At 61.2% G+C, this 19,407-nt stretch carries 8 protein-coding genes; 3 read left to right on the top strand and 5 right to left on the bottom strand.

Features of this window, described 5'->3' with window-relative positions; translation table 11 throughout:
• Positions 1-21 precede the first annotated feature (21 nt).
• Positions 22-1,377, bottom strand: a complete 1,356-nt coding sequence (locus H3H45_RS17735; protein WP_182835034.1) for a TolC family outer membrane protein — start codon at positions 1,375-1,377, stop codon at positions 22-24.
• A gap of 456 nt (positions 1,378-1,833) precedes the next feature.
• Here H3H45_RS17735 and H3H45_RS17730 point away from each other — a divergent pair, with 456 nt between their 5' ends.
• Both H3H45_RS17730 and H3H45_RS17725 read left to right on the top strand, forming a co-directional pair.
• A complete protein-coding gene (locus tag H3H45_RS17730) occupies positions 1,834-12,471 on the top strand; it encodes a retention module-containing protein (protein ID WP_182835033.1) in 10,638 nt (3,545 codons plus the stop codon).
• A gap of 144 nt (positions 12,472-12,615) precedes the next feature.
• Positions 12,616-12,957, top strand: coding sequence for a tryptophan synthase subunit beta (locus tag H3H45_RS17725; protein WP_182835032.1), 342 nt, complete (start codon positions 12,616-12,618; stop codon positions 12,955-12,957).
• A 167-nt stretch (positions 12,958-13,124) separates the two neighbouring features.
• Here H3H45_RS17725 and lapD read toward each other — a convergent pair whose 3' ends face one another.
• The 4 genes from lapD to H3H45_RS17705 all read right to left on the bottom strand — a co-directional run bounded on the left by lapD (position 13,125) and on the right by H3H45_RS17705 (position 17,004).
• Entirely contained in the window at positions 13,125-15,071 is a 1,947-nt protein-coding gene (gene lapD, locus H3H45_RS17720; RefSeq protein ID WP_182835031.1) for a cyclic di-GMP receptor LapD, read from the bottom strand.
• A gap of 9 nt (positions 15,072-15,080) precedes the next feature.
• Positions 15,081-15,779 (bottom strand): cysteine protease LapG, encoded by a 699-nt coding sequence (gene lapG / locus H3H45_RS17715; protein ID WP_182835030.1) that lies wholly within the window; start codon positions 15,777-15,779, stop codon positions 15,081-15,083.
• An 81-nt stretch (positions 15,780-15,860) separates the two neighbouring features.
• The gene (locus H3H45_RS17710; protein ID WP_182835029.1) at positions 15,861-16,262 is read right to left on the bottom strand and encodes a YbaN family protein; all 402 of its coding nucleotides are present in this window, start codon (positions 16,260-16,262) and stop codon (positions 15,861-15,863) included.
• A gap of 154 nt (positions 16,263-16,416) precedes the next feature.
• Positions 16,417-17,004, bottom strand: a complete 588-nt coding sequence (locus H3H45_RS17705) for a UPF0149 family protein (RefSeq protein ID WP_182835028.1) — start codon at positions 17,002-17,004, stop codon at positions 16,417-16,419.
• A gap of 145 nt (positions 17,005-17,149) precedes the next feature.
• Between H3H45_RS17705 and recQ the strand changes: the two genes are divergently transcribed.
• Positions 17,150-19,273 (top strand): DNA helicase RecQ, encoded by a 2,124-nt coding sequence (recQ, locus tag H3H45_RS17700; protein ID WP_407926705.1) that lies wholly within the window; start codon positions 17,150-17,152, stop codon positions 19,271-19,273.
• Positions 19,274-19,407 lie beyond the last annotated feature (134 nt).

Genomic DNA, 19,407 nt, shown 5'->3' with positions numbered 1-19,407 from the left:
CAGGCAATCTCTTCGCCGGGTTTACTTCATTTCCGGCAGGCGTGCCTCACTTTTGACCTCGGTGAGTGCTACAGCTTCAGCCGGGAGTACGACGTTCTGCTTCTTCAACAGATCGCCCGTGGCGGAGATCACGCGGTACATGGAGAATTCTTCGGTGTAGCGCACCTCGGTGTAACGGCGGTTGGCGGTGAAGAGTTCGTTTTCACTGTCCAGCAGGTCGAGCAGGGTGCGTTGGCCGAGGCTGAACTGCTGTTGATACGCCTCGCGTACGCGTGAGGTGTAATCAGCATAGTCGCGCGCCTTGGGGGTTTGCAGGCGGGCGTTCTCCATGGCGTTCCAGGCCAGGGCCAGGTTCTCGTTGAGCACACGCAGGGCATTGTTGCGAATGTCCATCGACTGGTTGATCTGGTGCGCTGCCGACTGCAGGCGGGCCTTATCGCGCATGCCGTTGAACAGGTTGTAGTTCATCACCACGGCTGCACGCCAGGTGTTGTAGTGACCTTCATCGCCCTGGGTGTTGTCATCGGCGGTGGTGGCCAGTTCCAGATCGAAGCGCGGATAGAAGGGCGACTTGGCCACTTCATATTGCTTCTCTGCGGCATGCACATCGGCTTGTGCCGATTTCAGGTAGGGGTTGTTATCCATCACCGTTTGTCGGGCTACGCCCAGGTCTGCGGGTACTTCGCCCTTGATCGTACCGGGTTGCTCCAGTTCGTCGGGCATGCGCCCGGTGGCGCTGAAGAAGTTGGCCTGAGCGTCGGCGAGGTTGACTTGCTCGGTATAGAGGTTGTTCTCCGCCAGCGCCAAACGCGCTTCGGACTGATCGAGGTCGGCAGTGCTGCCCACGCCCCGCTCGCTGCGCAGGCGGATCTGATCATGAATACGCTGGTGCGCCTGCAGATTGTTCTCGGCCAGGGTCACCATTTCGCGGCGTTTGAGCACGTCCAAGTATACCTCGACGGTGCGCAGAGCCAGGCTTTCGGAGGTGCCCAGTACATAGTAGGCGCGGGAGTTCACCACGGCCTCAGTGCGGGCTACCTCGTTTGGGGTGTTGAACCCATCGAACAGCATCTGCCGCAGGCGCAGTTCGGCGTCGCGATAGTTCAAGGTTTCCTTGTTGTGATCGCCAAGGGCACGAGTGCTTGGGCTGTCGGTTTGCTCGCGACCATAGCCGACCAGCAGGTCGACGGTCGGCAGGTAGCCGCCCTTGGCAACCTTGACCTCTTCATCGGAGACAAGCCGGTCATTCATGCTGGCGTGCAGTTCAGGGTGGTTGTCTACCGTGCTTTGAATCGCCTCGGATAGGGTCATTGCCTGTGCCTGGGTGCAGGCAATCGCTAGCAATATGCCTTGGCAGAGCGGTGTAAGAACGCGCATGGGGTAGTTCTCCTTGTTTATATGCTCAGTTCCTGTCGCCAGAATAATGACGCTTTTTCCTGAAAAAGCGCTTCAGGTCTGTAACATCACAGCTAAGAACATCTTTAAGAGTAGCTAAGAAAAAATTGGCGCAAGATTTATGAGAAAAAAGTCTTATGCACTCTGTGAAAACCAGCACATTGTTTCTTCCGTGAGCCGCAAGAAATGAGGCTTTCAGCTCATTTTGCGGTAAAGGTTGGTGGTCAAGCGCAGTTTGGAGCATAAGGGCGAAGATGTATCTGAGGGAATAGGCTGGTGCAGTTGGGGCGACACTTTTTTGTCGCGTTGGCGAGATAGGTTGATAGCACCGTAGCTTTTTCCGGCAATTTTCTTCGCACAATCCTCTGATTCGAAAGGCGATTGACCCTTTTGAAACGTGTCGACAATGGTCGACGGTGTGGTGTGGAGGAAGGAATCATGGCTACTTTGATTGGTGTCGTCAGCCAGGTTGTCGGCGAGGTCTATGCGGTAGCTGGCGATGGAACGCGTCGGCCGCTAGTCGAGGGTGATCGTGTCTATGCCGGTGAGCAGCTCGTAACCGGCGCCAATGGCGCAATTGCCATCACCATGACCAACGGTCAGGAACTGACCGTCGGGCGCGATAGCACGATGACCCTCAACGAGCAGATGCTCGCTGGCGCAGAGGGTACGCCGCCAGCTTCACCCGAAGATGAAGCTGTCGCCCCCTCCGATTCCGAACTGACCGACGTCGAACAATTGCAGGCCGCGATCGAGGCAGGTGTCGACCCGACCCTTGAGGGCGAAGCGACTGCAGCTGGTCCCGGCGCCGGTGGCGGTGGCGCTGGCGGTGCGGGTGGCGTTGGTGGCGGCCACAGCTTCGTGCTGCTGGGTGAGACCGGCGGAGCACTCGACCCGGTGATTGGTTTCCCCACCGAGGGGTTGAGTAGCGGTCCGGAGTTCCCGGATGCCGAACCCATTGTCACCCCTGACCCGGAAGCGCCGGTTGTAATACCGGATTTCACCCCGGATATCGACATCGAATACGAGGATCAGAGCGGTACGCTGATTGCCGGGCCGGCCATTGTCGATGAGGAAGGCCTGGCCGATGGTACCAATCCTGGCAGCAATGCCGAGCAGGCCAGCGGAACCATTGTCATCAATTCGCCGGATGGCCTGTCGTCGCTGCAGGTGCAGGATGTAAACGGTAACTGGATCGACGTCACCAACGGTGGCGTGGTTCAGGGGCAGTATGGTGTTCTCACGGTCAGTGCTGGCGGTGGCTGGACGTACACCCTTACTGACAACACCTTCGACCATGGCAACCCCAATGCCACGGGTGCAGCCGACCAGGTCGGCGAAAGCTTTTCGGTGCGGATGTTCGACCTCGATGGCGATGTGTCACCGACCGTACAGCTCAATGTGCTGGTCAATGATGATGGCCCCATCCTCACTGAAGGCGAGGGCGCTCAGGTGGCTGCCATCGTCGACGAGGACGAGACTTCCGACGGCATCACCGATGGCGACGCGGTCACCAACGTGGCCTCCGGTGGCCCAGGCACCCTGAGTGCCCTGGTCAATTTCGGCGCCGATGGTGCTGGCAGCTTCGGGCTCTCTGGAAGTCCGAGCGCGATTGCCAGCCTGGAGGCTCAGGGATTGACCTCTGGCGGCACCGCTCTTAGCTATAGCGTGGTTGGTAATGTACTGACCGCGTCTGCCGGAGGGGAAACCATCTTCACCCTGCAGGTAGGTGGTAACGGCAGCTTTACCTTCACATTGGTTGGTCAGTTGGATCATCCGACCCCCGATGGCAATGACAACGAGCTGCTTGAGTTGCCGATCGACTTCTCTGGTGTGTTGGCGGCCACTGACGGTGATGGCGACTCGGTAGGTACTTTCACTCCTGGCAGCTTCGTAATCGATGTCGAGGACGACGTGCCGCAGCTAGCCAGCCGCAGTGATGGCGAAGAGCAGTTCATTCCATCGGTATGGGACATCGTCCACGAAGACGCCCTGACCACCGGTGCGGGTGCGCCTAATGACGGAAATCCGGAAGGTGGCCAGACCACCACGGTCAGTGGTGCAGCCGGTTCGCTGTCCGCTTTGGTCAATTTCGGGGCTGATGGTCCTGGCGCGTTCGGCCTGTCCAGCGATGTCAGTTCGATGGATCTGCAGGGCCTGATGTCGGGCGGCGTGGCATTGACCTACAGCGTGGTGGGTAATGTACTGACCGCCAGTGCTGGCGGCGAAACCATCTTCACCCTGACGGTGAATGATGACGGCAGCTGGGAATTCGTACTCGAGGGGCCCATCGATCATCCGATCCCCGATGGCTCCTTCGATTCGGAGGATTTGCCCGGCCTGGGCGTTGATTTCTCCGGCATCCTCACCGCTACCGATGGTGACGGCGACCCATTGGTGGGTGGCTTCCCGCCCGGTAGCTTTGCCGTGGACATCGAGGATGACGTACCACTAGCCGCCACTGGCGAGGTGGGTGCCGTTAGCGGTGTTGTGCAAGAAGATGCCTTGAGCACAGGGGGCGGTGCGCCCTATAACGGTAATCCGGAAGGCGGCCAAGTCACTGTGACCAGCGGCCTGGCTGGCTCCCTGTTCGGCCTGGTCAGCTTCGGGGCGGACGGTCCCGGTGCGATGGGCCTGTCCTCGGATGTCAGTTCTCTGGAAACCCAGGCGCTGACCTCTGAAGGTACCCCCCTAAGCTACGCGGTGGTGGGCAATGTGCTGACCGCAACGGCCAATGGCAACACCATCTTCACTCTGACGGTGAACGGCGACGGCAGCTGGGAGTTCGAGCTTGGCGGCCCGCTGGATCATCCGATCCCCGATGGCACGCTCGACGATGAACTGCTGCCGGCCTTGGGCATCGATTTCTCCGGTGTGCTGACTGCCACCGATGGCGATGGTGATCCGCTGGCCGGCGGCTTCCCGGCTGGCAGCTTCACCGTCAACGTTGAAGATGATGTGCCGCTGCCGGGACAGGACGCCAAGGACGTGGTCAATCAGCAAGTGCAGGAAGACGCTCTTGCCGTGGTGGACGGCGCCCCCTACGAGGGCAATCCGGAAGGTGGCCAGATTACGACTATCACTGGCGCTCCGGGGGCCTTGTTTGTACTGGTTGACTTCGGCGCCGATGGCCCCGGCAGCATGGGCCTGTCGACCGATGTCAGCTCGCTGGAGACCCAGTCGCTGACCTCCGAAGGCACTGCACTGAGTTATCTGGTGGTGGGTAATGTGCTTACCGCATCGGCCAACGGCAATACCATCTTCACCTTGACGGTTGAGCCGGACGGTAGCTACGAATTCGTGCTGAGCGGCCCGCTCGACCATCCGATCCCTGACAGCAGTCTCGATGACGAGACCTTGCCTGGCTTGGGCATCGACTTCTCCGGCCTGATCACCGCCACCGATGGCGATGGCGACCCGCTGGCGGTCGATCTGGACGCAGGCAGCTTCACCATTGATGTCGAAGACGACGTGCCCGAGGCTCGGGTAGTCGGTCAGCGGCCCTGGGTCAGCGGCCAGGTCGACGAGGACGAAACTGCAGCAGGTATCACTGACGGCGATGGCACCACCAACGTGGTGGTGGGCGCCGCAGGTGCCCTGCATAACGCCATCGCTTTCGGGGCAGACGGCCCCGGCAGTGTGGGCTTGAGCAGCGACCCTGATGCCCTGGACGCCCTGGAAGCGCAGAATCTGACTTCCGGCGGTGTGGCACTGGATTACAGCGTGGTGGGCAATCTGCTGACTGCTACCGCCGGTGGCCAACCGGTCTTTACCCTGCAGATCGACCCGGACGGCGGTTATACCTTCACCCTGCAAGGTCCGTTGGATCACCCGCTGCCGGGTAGCACCGACGACGACCAACTGCTCGGCATGCCGATCGACTTTTCTGGTTTGGTCACCGCCACCGATGGCGATGGTGACCCACTGAGCGGACTCAATCCGGGCAGCTTCGTGATCCAGGTGGAAGACGATGTGCCGGTCGCCGTGCCGCCACAGTACGACCAGACTCAGCAGCCGATACCACTGGTTTCCGGTCAGGTGGATGAGGATGAGTTGCCCGGTGGCATCGGTGACGGTGACGCCACTGGCACCAGTACCAGTGCGCCTGACGGCACCCTGGACGCGTTGGTCAACTTCGGCGCCGACGGCGCTGGCGACTTCGGCCTGAGCGACGATCCGCTGGATATCGCGACCCTCGAAGCCCAGGGACTGACCTCGGACGGTACGCCACTGACGTTCTCGGTGGTGGGCAATGTGCTGACTGCCATGGCCGGTGTCGATCCGGTCTTCACCCTGACCGTGACGGCAGGTGGCGGTTATTCCTTCGAACTGCTCGGGCCGCTGGATCACCCGCTGCCGGGTAGCACCGACGATGGCCAGTTGCTCGGCCTGCCGATCGATTTCTCCGGCGTGCTGACTGCCACCGACGGCGACGGCGACCCGGTAGACGGTTTCGTACCCGGCAGCTTCGTCATCAATGTCGAGGACGATGTGCCCGAGGCGCAGGACGATTACGCCGTGGTGGAGTCTGGGCAACCGCTCGACGTCAACGCGGTGTTCGTGCTGGACTTCAGTGGCAGCATCAGCAACACCGAGCTGAACCAGATGCTGGAGGCCGTGCGTGCTGCGGCTCAGGCGCTGTTCAACGGCGCATCCGACGTCAACGTGCAGATCGTGGCCTTCTCCGGTACGGCCCTGTCCTATCCGGTGATCAGCGACTTCGCCAGCTTCTCCGCGCTGATCGACAGCATCAATCCGGATGACGGCGGAACCCGGCCGTTCAACGGCAATACCGACTTCACCGCCGCCATCGAAGAAACCATGAGCGCCTACACGCCGATTCCGGGGTGGAGTAACCAGGTGTTCTTCATCAGCGACGGTAATCCCAATGAGCAATTGGGCACGGGTGGCAACTCCCTTGAGGACGGTACCGCCAGCGACTGGCTGGACTTCATCAACGATAACGACCTCAACGTCACCACCATCGGTGTGGGGGGCGGCATCGACGAGGACCGGCTGCAGGATGTCGACCTCGATGGCAGCGGAGCACCGATTCTGGTGGGCGATTTCGATGATCTGATCGATACCCTGCTGGATGCCGTGCTCGGCGGCCTGGTGGACGGCAATGTGCTTGAGGGTAACGATGAAGCGCCGAATACAGTCGATGACGACGCCTTTGGTGCCGATGGCCCCGGGCAGATCCTTTCCATCGAGATCAATGGCACTACCTACACCTGGGACGGCACAGCTGACGGTGACGAACAGCTGACCGATATTGCTACTGCCGAAGGCGGCAAGCTGAGTTTCAACTTCGCCACTGGCGCCTGGAGCTATCAGGCGGCCGGGGATATCGATGGCGACAAGACCGAGACCTTCGAGTACGTGATCGTCGATAACGACGGCGACCCCTCGACCGCCACCCTGACGATTCACGTTGAAGACACGGGTCCGGTTGAGGGCTTTGTGGACGAAGACAATCTGCCCGACGGCATCGACGACCTGGATAGCGTCACCGATGTCGCCACCGGCAGTGTGGCCGAGCTGGTGGTAGGGCCGGATGCCGGTGCGCATTTCACCCTGTCCACCGACACCAGTGGCGTTACCCCTGCTACCTCGGGTGGTGTGGCCCTGGTCTACACCGTGCTTGGCGACACCCTGACGGCTACGGCCGGCCCGGCTGGTCCGGTGGTGTTCACCCTGCAGGTAGCGGACGACGGCAGCTATATCTTCAACCTGGAACAGTCCCTGGATCACCCGCTGGATGGCAGCAATGACGATCAGTTGCTGACCCTCGACTTCACCAGCATCCTGCAGGCCAACGATGGCAGCGATCCACTGACACTGTCGGGTGACTTCCTGATCCACGTCGAGGATGACGTGCCGTTGATCGATGTCGGCCGCAGTGGGCAGGATGCCGACGATCTCAATACCCAGGATGCCGAGACCATTGGGTCTGGGGTTTCCGATACCGCGACCAGTGACTTCAGCGGCGCTTTCACGGCGACGCCCAACCACGGAGCCGATGGCCCCGGCACGGTAACCTGGAATTACTCCATGGCGCTGCTGGTGGCCGAGGGTACCCTGTCCGGGCTGAGCAGCGATGGCAATGCCATTCGGCTTTATCAGGACGGCAGTGGGCAGATAGTTGGTTCCACCGCAGGCAGCGAAGGTGCGATCACTCTCGGCAACACCATCTTCACCCTGTCGGTGGACAGCGCTACCGGCGTGGTTACCTTGACCCAGCGTCAGGAGATCGACCATGACCTGCCGGGCGATACCAGCAACTACGGTGCCCAGGAAAGCGTACTCAATACCGGATTGGTGGGCCTGAAGGGTACTGCCACCATCACCGACTACGACCAGGACACTGACAGCGACAGCCTGACCCTGGATCTGGGCGGCAAAGTGCTGTTCGATGATGACGGTCCGAGCATCAGCCTGGGCTTCGGCCAGAACACCGAAGTCCTCAATACCCAGGATGCCCAGACTATCGGCGGCGCCTCGGACACTGACAGCGACAGCTTCTCCAGCGCGTTCAGTGTGACCAGCTCCAGCTACGGTGCAGATGGTTCTGGCACCGTGAGTGCCAGCTATGCGCTGGTGCTGCTGGCGGCGGAAGGCAGTTCGTCCGGTCTCAGCAGTGATGGCGCGACCATCTACCTCTACGAGACGGGTGGGGTGATCTACGGTTCGACTTCCGCCACTGAAGGAGGTGTCGATCCAAGCAACACTATCTTCAGCCTGTCGGTGAATGGCTCTGGTCAAGTGACCCTGACTCAGTTCGAGGAGGTCGACCACAGCCTGCCGGGCGTCGGCAGTAACTATGACGCGCAGGAAGCTCTACTCGGTGCAGGGCTGGTGGGGCTGAAAGGTACGGTCGTCATCACCGATGGTGATGGTGACAGCGCCACCGACAGCAAGACCCTCGATCTCGGTGGCCGGGTAGCCTTCGACGACCATGGGCCGAGCATCAGCGTGGTCTTCGGCACTGCACCGAATCCGTCGCTGAACACCCAGGATGCCCAGACCATAGGTGGGGCTTCCGATACCGACTCCGGCAGCTTCTCGGGTGCCTTCGTCGTAACGCCCAACCATGGCGCGGATGGCCCCGGTACGGTCACTCAGACGTACAGCCTCAACCTGCTTGCAGGTGGTAATGGCCCGCTGGCCTCAGGCATGAACAGCGCCGCCGGCCCGATCTATCTGTACAAGATCGGTGGTGAAATCATCGGCTCCTCGTCAGCGACTCTGGCTGGAGTTGCAGTCGGCAACACCGTCTTCTCGCTGGCGGTGGATGCCGGAACCGGGCAGGTGACCCTGACCCAATTCCAGGAGATTTCCCACGATCTGCCCGGCGTCAACAGCAACTACAGCAATCAGGAAGAGGTGCTGCTGGCCGGCAAGATCGGCCTGACCCTGACCGCAAGCATCACTGACGGTGACGGCGACTTCGCCAGTGTCGACAAGACCCTGGATCTCGGTGGCAAGATTGCCTTCGACGACGACGGTCCGTCCGTGGGCAGCAACCTCATGGTGCAACTGGACGATGATGCACTGGCCAATGGCATCCCAGGCGGTCCCGGTGGTACCGACGATGCCGACGGACTCAATACCGGTGGCGTTCTCGTTCACAACTTCGGTGCTGATGGTGCCGGTACGGTGCAATGGCTGACCACGGGAGCTCCGCTAGGCTTCACCTATGAAGCTGGCCCTGCAGGTTCGCTGCTGGTCAAACAGGGCACCACCACAGTACTGACGGTGACCCTGGACAGCGCGACGGGTGCCTATAACGTCACCCAGAATGCACCGATCCAGCATGCCGATGCCGACCTGGAGAACAATCAGGCGTTCACCCTGAACTATCAGGTGACCGACAAGGATGGTGACAAGGCGGATGGCACCCTATCGATCAACGTCGACGACGACACTCCAGTGGCCCAGGACGACCATGCGGTAGCCCAGGACAGCAATACCGAGGACATCAACCTGGTCTTCGTGCTGGACTTCAGCGGCAGTATCAGCAATACCGAGCTGAACCAGATGCTTGATGCTGTGCGCACTGCCGGCCAGGCGTTGTTCTCCAGCGCTACGGGTGATGTGAAGATCCAGTTGGTGGTGTTCTCGGAGAGTGCGCTGTCGTTCGGTCCGTTTACCACCGCGGCGTCCTTCACAGCTCAGGTCAACGCCCTTAACCCACTTGAGGTGGGTGGCGTTCGTCCCAATACCATCGGCAATGGCACGGACTTCACCGATGCCATCGAGAAGACCATGGATGACTATGATCCGCTGCCGGGCTGGAGCAATCAGGTCGTCTTCGTCAGTGACGGTAACCCCAACCAGCAGAACGGCCCTGGTGGCACCTCATTGCTGACTGGCACAGCCACTGACTGGAGCACCTTCCTCAACGATCCGGCCAACCCGGTCAATGTCACCACCATCGGTATTGGTGACGGCATTGTTGATGCTCGCCTGGAGGATGTAGATCTCGATGCCAACCCGAACAAGGATCCGCTGCGGGTAGATGACTTCGACGAGCTGGTCGACACCCTGCTCGACGCGGTACTCGGAGCGGTGGTCAACGGCAACGTCCTGCTGGGCGATAACAACGCTGTTGGCGGCGGCGACGACGATGCCTTTGGTGCCGATGGCCCCGGTCGGATCCTGTCCATCGAGGTCGATGGCACCACCTATACCTGGGATGGTATTGCTGACGGCGATCACCTGTTGACCAATGTTGCAACGGATCTGGGTGGCACCTTCTCCTTCAACTTCGCCACGGGTGCCTGGACTTATCGGGCTCCGTCGAACGTGGTCGGGGATCAGGCCGAGAGCTTCGAGTACGTCATCGTTGACAAGGACGGTGATCCTTCGACAGCGACCCTCAGCATCCATGTCGAGGATACCGCTCCGGTGATCGGCAAGGTCGACGAGGATGAGCTGCCCGGCGGCATTACCGATAACGATGCTCAGACCACCACCGTCTCCGGTAGCCTGGTCGAGCTGCTGGTGGGCACCAACAGTGGGCAGTTCAGCCTGGACAACACGCCGACTGGCATGCCAGTGCTGACCTCGGACGGGGTGGCCGTTACCTATGGCTTCTCTGGCAATACGCTGACGGCAATGGCTGGGGCGACAACCATCTTCACCCTGGTGGTGCAGAGCAATGGCGCCTACACGTTCACCTTGCTCGGGCCGCTGGATCACCCCGACGACAACAGCGACGACAACGAGATCCTGACACTGAACCTGACCGGAGCCATTCAGGCTTCCGATGGTGTCAACCCGCTGCCGCTGGCAGGTAGCCTGTTGATCCAGGTTGAGGATGATGTTCCGGCCATCCTGGCTACCTCCAATCTGGTATACGCCAACAGCAGCAACCCGGCAGGGGCCACTGGGATTTTCGACTACAGCACTGGTGCCGATACCCGTGGCACAGGCCCATTCAGTGCAATTGATTCGGACTTCAAGGCGATCAGCCTGAGCGGCACTGTGGGCGGCACAGCCATCAGTTCGCAGTCGGTGACCTGGCTGTCGGAGAGTGCCACTACGGCAACCTTCGAGGTCGAGTTCAACTATGCGCCGAACCCGGCTACCCCGGGAACAACTGTGGAAGCCACGGGCACCTTGGTATTCGACAAGGTCAACGGTACCTACACGGTATCGCTGAACGAGCCACTCGAGGGCTTTAGTGTCCTGAAAACCAGTGCCTCGTTGAGCATCACGGGCTACGAGTCGGGAGGCGGTGTGCTGGATAACACCCAGCCGGCCGTGTCGGTGGCCAAGCTAGACAATGACTTCTATGTCCAGTTCCGCAGTGCCGCAGAGCCAGGAGCAGGTACAGGTGGTAATAACCTGCAGACGGGTGGGGCTAACACCAACATATTCGTCAACGGCGAGCAGTTCACTCAAGCGGCGTCTTGGGTCAGCGTCTCGAATACGGCGAACGGCGTTGCCGGTGACACCATTGGCAAGGGTGAGGTGCTGGATCTGACATTCCATACCACTAACCCGACCGGCACCGTGGTGGCTAATCCCGATGGCCGGGCGGAGGGCATCTATCTCAAGTTCGACGGCATCAACAACGAAGACCTGGTGGTGGTGCTCAAGCTGATTGGCGACGGTGGCGTAAAAACCACCCGCGCTCTGGTGATCAGCAATAGCGATATCGCCACATCCGGCAGCAGTGCAGCAACCCTGGCGGCACTGTTGGCCTACGGGATCACGCTGGATAACAACGATGGTGCCATCGTTATCGAGCGTAATGACTACAACGGTGTGGGTGAAAACTGGCAGATCTACGGTGCGCAGATTCTGACCAGTGTGGAAGACATCACTACCTCGTCCGCGCTGAACTTCAATGCGGCCTTCGGCGATACGGGTGGTTCGAATTCGACTACCACCTTCACTGGCCAGACCGACAGCGATGTGGTGAAAGTCTCCGACATTGGTCTGATCACTTCGGAGAACACCACTCTGGATGCCGAACTGGACTTCCAGGTGGCGGTGCAGGATGCCGACAACGATGCCACCTCCAGTGTGAACCTGCATGTGACCATCGAAGCTGGAACCACCTTCACCGGATCGGCACTGGCAGATGCCATTCAGGGCAGCACGGGCGACGACACCTTGTCCGGTCTGGCGGGTGACGATGTGCTGATTGGCGGGCTGGGTAATGACACGCTGATTGGTGGTGCCGACAACGATACCTATCTGTGGAAAGCCGGCACGACCGGGACGGATACGATCCAGGGCTTTGTCCATAACTTCAATGGCAACGCTAATGGTGATCGTCTGGATCTCTCCGATCTGCTCAGTGGGGAGAACCAGATCGGCAATGGAGGTCTCGGTAACCTGCTGAACTTCATCGACATCAGTACGGCCAACCTGGGAGGCGGCGGGGCGCTGGATACGGTGATCAAGGTCAGCGCTACCTCTGCGGCGGATCCGGCGACCTCGACCGAGCAAACCATCGTGCTGCAGGACGTCAACCTCTACACCAGTTACTCCACTGGCAGTGAGGGCAGCGTGATCTTGGGCATGCTCGGCGATGGCACCCTCAAGGTGGATGTGGCCTAGCGCTTAGGCCATATCCGAGCCCAGCGTGGAGGCGCTGGGCTCGCCAGGCCGCGTGATGCATTCGACACCGTGCGAACTGCACTTATATGATCAGCCCGCTACCCTTACCGGGGAGCGGGCTTTTTCATGCCTGGAGGATGTCGCATGGTGTATGTGCTGAGGGACGAGGATGGACGGCTGCTGCGGGTTGAGTACGAGCCTTTCGAGGGCATGACGGAAACCCTGGCGGTTGAAAGTCCGGAGCTGGAAAGCTGGCTGACAGCCAGGGAAGAGGTGAAGTCGCGCCTTACCAGCCTGAAAGAGTCAGATCTCGAACTGGTACGGGTACTGGAAGACGTGGTCAGCGTGCTGGTGCAGAAGGGCGTGATTCGCTACACCGACCTGCCCGAGCCGGCACGGCGCAAACTCGACCAGCGGGCGGTGACCCGTGCCGAGATAGAAGGCCTGAGCGGCCTGCTGGGCGATGATGAACATCAGTTGATTTGAGTGTTCGTTTGCACGCCAGGGTGATCCTCTTTGCTTATGGTCCTTGCTCTGCCTGAGTCTTTTGGGCAGCTGACAGCCTTTTTAAACCCACTCCTGCTATGAGGAGTGGGCAATATCCCCAACAAACTTATGAGCTGGCCGCTCCCGGATTGCATCCGGGCTACTTGCTAGCCCTGCCAGGGTGCCGGTGCACCAATCAGGCGACCCATGGCGCCGTGGATACCCAGTTCGTTCAGCGCTGTCAGTTCACCTTCGGTTTCCACCATCTCGGCAATCAACGGCAGGTCAATGCTGTTGGTGGCGCGGAAGATGGCTTCGATGAACATGCGTTTGTCGCTTTCCTGGTCGATGGCGCGGATGTAACTGCCGTCAATCTTCAGGTAGGCCAGGCCCAGGTGAGTCAAGTTGCCGATCAGGCTGAAGCGCCCACCGAAGTGCTGTACACCCAGGTGGTAGCCGGTCTCGTTGAGCACCTGGCAAACCCGCTCCAGATCAGTTGGCGAGGGCAGTTGGGTCTCATCCATTTCCAGGGTCAGCAGCGGGGCCTGTAGCGGGTGGGCACGCAATATGGTCAAGAGTTTTGCACGGCTGTCGGCGTCGTACAGGGTGGCCGCCGACAGGCTGATGGCCAGAGGCTGAGGGTGCTGTTCGAGGTGTGCCAGGCTGTTTTCGAGCATGGCCAGGTCGAAACGCGCCATCCAGCCCAGGCGCTCGATCCAGGGTAGGAAGCGGCCGGCGGCAATAGCCTCGCCGCTAGGATCCAGCAGGCGTGCGAGAACCTTGTGGTGAAGTATCTGGCCTGTGTTTGCACACTGGGCTACCGGTTGGAAGTACAGCTGTAGCTGGTTGTGGCTGAGGGCCTGATCGACCCATTCGCGCCACTGGTGTAGGCCCTGACCGCTCTGCGCCTGGTAGTCGTCGACCCTCGCCCAGGGCTGAGCCGGGCGGCTTTGTGCCTGAGCCAGGGCCTGATCGACGCGGGCAAATACCTGGGCGGCTTCTTCTCCCGGTCGAAAGGCGGTGATGCCCATGTGTGCCACCGGCGTGCAGTCGCTGGCACCGGTGGCGCGCAGGTTCTCTAGGCGCTGGCTCAGGCGTTCTGCCCGCTGCTCGACCTCCTCGGCGGCCAGGCCTGGGGCGAGGAAGGTAAACTCGCCGCCGCGGCTGCGTGCAGCCAGCCAGTCGGGCTTGCCGTGCTCGGCCAGCAGTTCCTTGAACACTTCGCCGATTTCGTGGATCAGCGCATCGGTGCGCTGTCCGCCTAGGCGCTGGTTGAGGCCGCCGAGGTCGTTTACCCGCAGGAGCATCAGATAGCCCTCAGCGTTCTGTTCGGTGACGGTGAGCTGGTTGGCCATTTTGATATCGAACAGACGGCGATTGGCCAGGCCGGTAAGGCTGTCCTGATAGGCTTCTTCGCGCAGTTTCTCGCTGCGGGCAGCTTCTTCGGCGAACAGGTTTTTCAGCTTCTCGACCATCTGGTTCATGGCCATGACCACGCGCTTCAGCTCGGGGGTGCGCGGCACCTTGGGCAGGGAGAGAAACTCGCGCCGGCTGATGGCCTGGGCCTGCTGCACCATATTGTCGAGAGGGCGCAACTGGGTGCGCAGCAGCCAGCCGCCAAGGATGGCACTGACCACACCGCACAACAGCAGCCAGAGCAGGCTGCCGATGGCGCTGTCCCACAGCTTGGCCAGGGCGAATTGCGGGTGGCTGAGTACCTCGACCCGTGCAGCCTGTTCCCAGCCGCGCATGATCAGGGCGTCACCACCCTGGGGCTCCAGATCGACCATGTCGACGAACCAGGTCGGGACATTATCCGAGGTGGTGGTGGTGCGCCGTTCGACTATCACTTCCTCGCTGGGAATGCGTACCACGCGAATGGTGGCGAAGTAGCCGCTGTCGAAGATGGAGCTGACCATGAGCTCGATCATCGCCGGATCATCGATGTGCGGCGTCATCGACAGGCCAAGGGCGGTAGCAGCGTCCTGGGCATGGGAGCGCAGCTGGCTGAGCAGTTGCTCGCGTGAGCTCTCCACCCCGGCGATAAAACTGCCGGTGAAGGCCACTACCAAGAACAGGCAGATGGCGAGAAATAGCTGCTTTAACAGAGACATAGAGTTCTCCTAACCCTCTCCGATGGCGAAGCCTTCGGCCCGCATTTTTTTCAACAGATCCTGCCAGCGCGACAGCTTCTTGGCATCGCTCTTGCGGCTGGTAGAACCCGGTAGATAAAGGCCTTCGGCATTGAAGGCGTAGACTGGCAGCAGATCCTTGCGCTGGGACGCCGGGCGGATTTCGCCAATCAGGTTGTCCAGCACCAGCGGTTCGGCGCCAGGGCTTGAGTAGTAGGTCAGTACCATGTGTGCCTGGTTGTATTTCAGGGCCTTGACGTAAGTGATGCGCAGCTTGTCGCTGGGCACGCCGAGGCGGCGCAGGGTGAAATACTTGGCAATGGAGTAGTCCTCGCAATCCCCGGCGCCTTTCACCAGCGCTTCTACCGGGGTGGCCCAGTAGTCCTCCTGGCGCCAGTTGCGGATGTCATCGGAGAAACGGAACTGGCGGTTGAAGAAGCGATTTACCGTGGCGAGCTTTTCACTTTCGGAGAGGTTGGCGCTGGCCTGGATCAGTTCGTCCCAGGCCTCGATACGGCCCTTGGCGACCCCCAGCTTGCCATAGCGCTGCTCGGCATTCTGGATGACCAGGCCAAAGTCCCAGTTGGCCTTGGCAGCTACGCCCAGCAACAAGCCCAGCAACAGGCCGAGCGCCAGCCAGGCCACCGGCCGGCGCTGCGCTCGTCCTTGAATGCTCGACCGAAAATGCATGGACTGTCTCTGTGCTGAAAGTGCCAAAAGTTTAGGTGCTGCGTCACACTTTTGCCGCTTTTCTTTACCGCCCCACCGGGTTCAGCGAACCGGAAGAGTCTTCTGTTTGAGGATGTAGACGCTGACCAGCACCGCGCTGGTGAGCATGAAGGCGCGGGCCCAGGGTAGCGGCACCAGGTAGCAGGACAGGCCGATGCTCAGCCACATCAGGCCGATGGCGTAGACCTTGCCCTTGAGCGGAATGCCATTGCCTTCCAGGTAGTCGCGAATCCACGGCCCGAGGTGCTGGTGATTGACCAGCCACTGGTAGAAACGCCGTGAGCTGCGTACGAAACAGGCAGCTGCCAGAAGCAGGAAAGGCGTAGTCGGCAGCACCGGCACGAAGATGCCGATCACCCCCAGCACCACGCTCAGCCAGCCGACCGCCAGCAATACATAACGTACGCTACGGTGGCGGCTTTGCGGGATGTCGCGGTGCGGCATTAACGGGTGGCCTTGCTTCTAAACGAGAAGTCGCCGAGCGAAGAGCAGGCGAGGCAAAAAGCGGTGAGGAAGCGCAGTTTACGAGTAGTAAATGAGCATTCCGAACCGCTTTTTAACGACGCATGATCGAGTGCAGGCACTTATCGTTTAGAAGTTAGTGGTGGCGGGGCTTGAGCAGTGCCGGCTTCTCTTCCGGCGCATGGCAGAGCAGGAACAGTGCGGTGAGCAGTTCAGGGATCTGGTCGACCATGCTGTCCACCAGGTCGCGGTCACGGGCGATTTCGGCGAACTCGGGTTGTTCGTCGAAGAGGCCGGAGGCCACCATGATCGGCAGCAGCAGTTCGCTGACTTCGTCTTCGGCGTCTTCGAACCACACCGATTCACGCAGGAACACGCCTTCCATGAACCCGATGCACCAGCCGCGCAGGTCGGAGTCGTCCGGGTCTTCGCCGAGGTCAACGTCGCAGGGGAATTCCGGGTCATCGTCACTGGCCAGCTGACGGCCAATATGGGCCTTGAGCTGTTGCAGGGTGGCTTCGATGTCCACGCGCTCGGCGTCGCTGCGGTAGTGCGGCGGCTCGGCGAACAGGGCGTCGATCCATTCGCGCTCCGGCACCTGGTCGGGGCAGATCGACAGGGCAGTCAGGTAGCCGTGGGCGGCCACGTAGTCCAGGGCCTCCTCGTGCAGTTCATCGGCATCGAGGAAGGCTTGCAGGCGGGACAATTGCTCGGCGAAGGACATCGTGGCACTACCTTGAGTGAGTAAACACCGGGATTCTAGCCGCCCGGGCCGGCAAAAGCACGGCCGACGGGCGAGGGCGCCGCAGCTGGCTGGCTCGCGTATACTGCGCGCCCGCTTCTTCAGTCTTCGGATGATCCCGCCACTCATGTCCGCCGCCCTCCGCATTCTCAAAGATGTCTTCGGTTATGACGCCTTCCGCGGCAAGCAGGCGGCGATCATCGAACGCGTGGCGGCAGGCGGTGATGCGCTGGTACTGATGCCTACCGGCGGCGGCAAGTCGCTGTGCTTCCAAGTGCCGGGATTGCTGCGCGAAGGCCTGGCGGTGGTGGTATCGCCGCTGATTGCGCTGATGGAAGATCAGGTCTCCACCCTCGACGAGCTAGGTGTGGCAGCCGTGGCGCTGAATTCCACCCTGAGCAACGATGAGCAGCGCGATATCGCCGAGCGCATTCGTCGCGGTGAGATCAAGTTCCTTTATGTGGCCCCCGAGCGCCTGGTTCAGCCGCGCATGCTGGCCTTTCTGCAGGGGCTGCAGATCGGCCTGTTCGCCATCGACGAAGCGCATTGCGTGTCGCAATGGGGCCATGATTTCCGTCCGGAATACCTGCAGTTGGGCCAGCTCGCCGAACTGTTTCCCCATGTGCCGCGCATCGCCCTGACCGCCACGGCAGACATGCGTACCCGCGAGGAGATCGTTCAGCGCCTGCACCTGGAGAACGCCGAGCGCTTCCTCTCCAGCTTCGACCGACCGAACATCTTCTATCGCATCCTGCCCAAGGATCAGCCGCGCAAGCAGTTGCTGGCCTTTCTCACTGCGCGCAAGGGCGATGCCGGCATCGTCTATTGCCTGTCGCGCAAGAAGGTCGAGGAGGTTGCCGAGTTTCTCAGTGGTCAGGGCTACCCGGCGCTGCCGTATCACGCCGGTCTGCCCAATGAACTTCGCGCCTACAACCAGAAGCGCTTCCTCAACGAGGAAGGCCTGATCATGGTCGCCACCATCGCCTTCGGCATGGGTATCGACAAACCCAACGTGCGCTTCGTCGCCCACCTCGATCTGCCCAAGTCGCTGGAAGCCTATTACCAGGAAACCGGCCGCGCCGGGCGGGACGGCCTGCCGGCCGATGCGTGGATGGCCTACGGCCTGCAGGACGTGATCTTCCTCAAGCAGATGCTCAGCAACTCCGAGGGTGACGAGCGGCACAAGCGTGTCGAGCAGCACAAACTGGATGCCATGCTCGCCCTCTGCGAGGAAACCCGCTGCCGCCGCCAGGCGCTGCTGGCCTACTTCGACGAGGAGCTGCCGCAGCCCTGCGGGCATTGCGACAACTGCATCGACGGCGTACAGACCTGGGATGCCACCGAACCGGCACGCCAAGCGCTGTCGGCCATCTACCGCAGCGGCCAGCGTTATGGCGTCGGCCATCTGGTGGATATCCTCCTCGGTCGCGAAAACGAGAAGATTCGCGCTCCCGGCCACCAGCACCTGACGGTGTTCGGCATGGGCAAGGCGCTCAACGAAGGCGAGTGGCGCACTCTGTTCCGTCAGCTGGTGGCCCGAGGTCTGGCCGATGTCGACCTCGATGGCTATGGCGGCCTGCGCCTGTCCGACAGCTGCCGGCCGCTGCTGCGCGGCGAGGTGACTCTGCAACTGCGTCGTGACCTCAAGCCGCAGCAGGCGGCCAAGGCCTCCGGCAGCAGCGCCAGCCAGCTGGTGCGCATTGAGGAGCGCGAACAGTGGGAGGCCCTGCGCAGCCTGCGTCGCAAGCTGGCCGAAGAGCACAGCGTGCCGCCTTATGTGATCTTCCCCGACTCCACCCTGCTGGAGATGCTGCGCAGCAAGCCGGCCTCGCTGAGCGACATGGCGCAGGTCAGTGGCGTTGGCGCGCGCAAGCTGGAGCGCTACGGCGAGGCATTCCTCGAAGTGCTCAATGGCGCCGCCGAAGCGCCGCAGGTGGTGGTCGACCTGCGCCATGAGCTGGTCAGCCTGGCGCGCGCCGGGATGACCCCGCTGCAGATCGCCGCCCAGCTCAAGTGCACCGAGAAGAACGTCTACAGCCTGTTAGCCGAAGCCATCGGCCGCCAGCAACTGAGCCTGGAGCAGGCGCTGGACCTGCCGGACGACCTGCTCGGCGAGATCCAGGATGCCTTCCTCGATGGCGAAGGCGAGCTGCCAGCGGTGGCGGCCATCGCCGAGCAGTTCGCCGGGCGGGTGCCCGAGGGCGTGCTGTATTGCGTGCGGGCGGCCCTGCAGGCGGAGTTCGAGGTTTAGCAAGCTGTTGAAAACTACCTGCGTTGCCATCGCGGCGTTAAAAACAGCTCACAGCTAACGGCTGAACGTGCTTAAGCACGGCCCCGAAGGGGTGAGCGCAGCGAATCAAATGCTCATTTACAACTCGTAAACTG

Origin of the sequence: Aquipseudomonas guryensis, assembly GCF_014164785.1 — a bacterium.
In the GTDB taxonomy this organism is placed as follows: Bacteria; Pseudomonadota; Gammaproteobacteria; order Pseudomonadales; family Pseudomonadaceae; genus Aquipseudomonas; species Aquipseudomonas guryensis.
This window is presented reverse-complemented; position numbering and strand designations above follow the sequence as displayed.

What these genes read in the sequence shown, in the direction of transcription:
- H3H45_RS17735 (WP_182835034.1), bottom strand. Translation starts at nt 1,377, where the DNA reads ATGCGCGTTCTTACACCGCTCTGCCAAGGCATATTGCTAGCGATTGCC.
- recQ (WP_407926705.1), top strand. Translation starts at nt 17,150, where the DNA reads ATGTCCGCCGCCCTCCGCATTCTCAAAGATGTCTTCGGTTATGACGCC.
- H3H45_RS17725 (WP_182835032.1), top strand. Translation starts at nt 12,616, where the DNA reads ATGGTGTATGTGCTGAGGGACGAGGATGGACGGCTGCTGCGGGTTGAG.
- H3H45_RS17730 (WP_182835033.1), top strand. Translation starts at nt 1,834, where the DNA reads ATGGCTACTTTGATTGGTGTCGTCAGCCAGGTTGTCGGCGAGGTCTAT.
- lapG (WP_182835030.1), bottom strand. Translation starts at nt 15,779, where the DNA reads ATGCATTTTCGGTCGAGCATTCAAGGACGAGCGCAGCGCCGGCCGGTG.
- lapD (WP_182835031.1), bottom strand. Translation starts at nt 15,071, where the DNA reads ATGTCTCTGTTAAAGCAGCTATTTCTCGCCATCTGCCTGTTCTTGGTA.
- H3H45_RS17705 (WP_182835028.1), bottom strand. Translation starts at nt 17,004, where the DNA reads ATGTCCTTCGCCGAGCAATTGTCCCGCCTGCAAGCCTTCCTCGATGCC.
- H3H45_RS17710 (WP_182835029.1), bottom strand. Translation starts at nt 16,262, where the DNA reads ATGCCGCACCGCGACATCCCGCAAAGCCGCCACCGTAGCGTACGTTAT.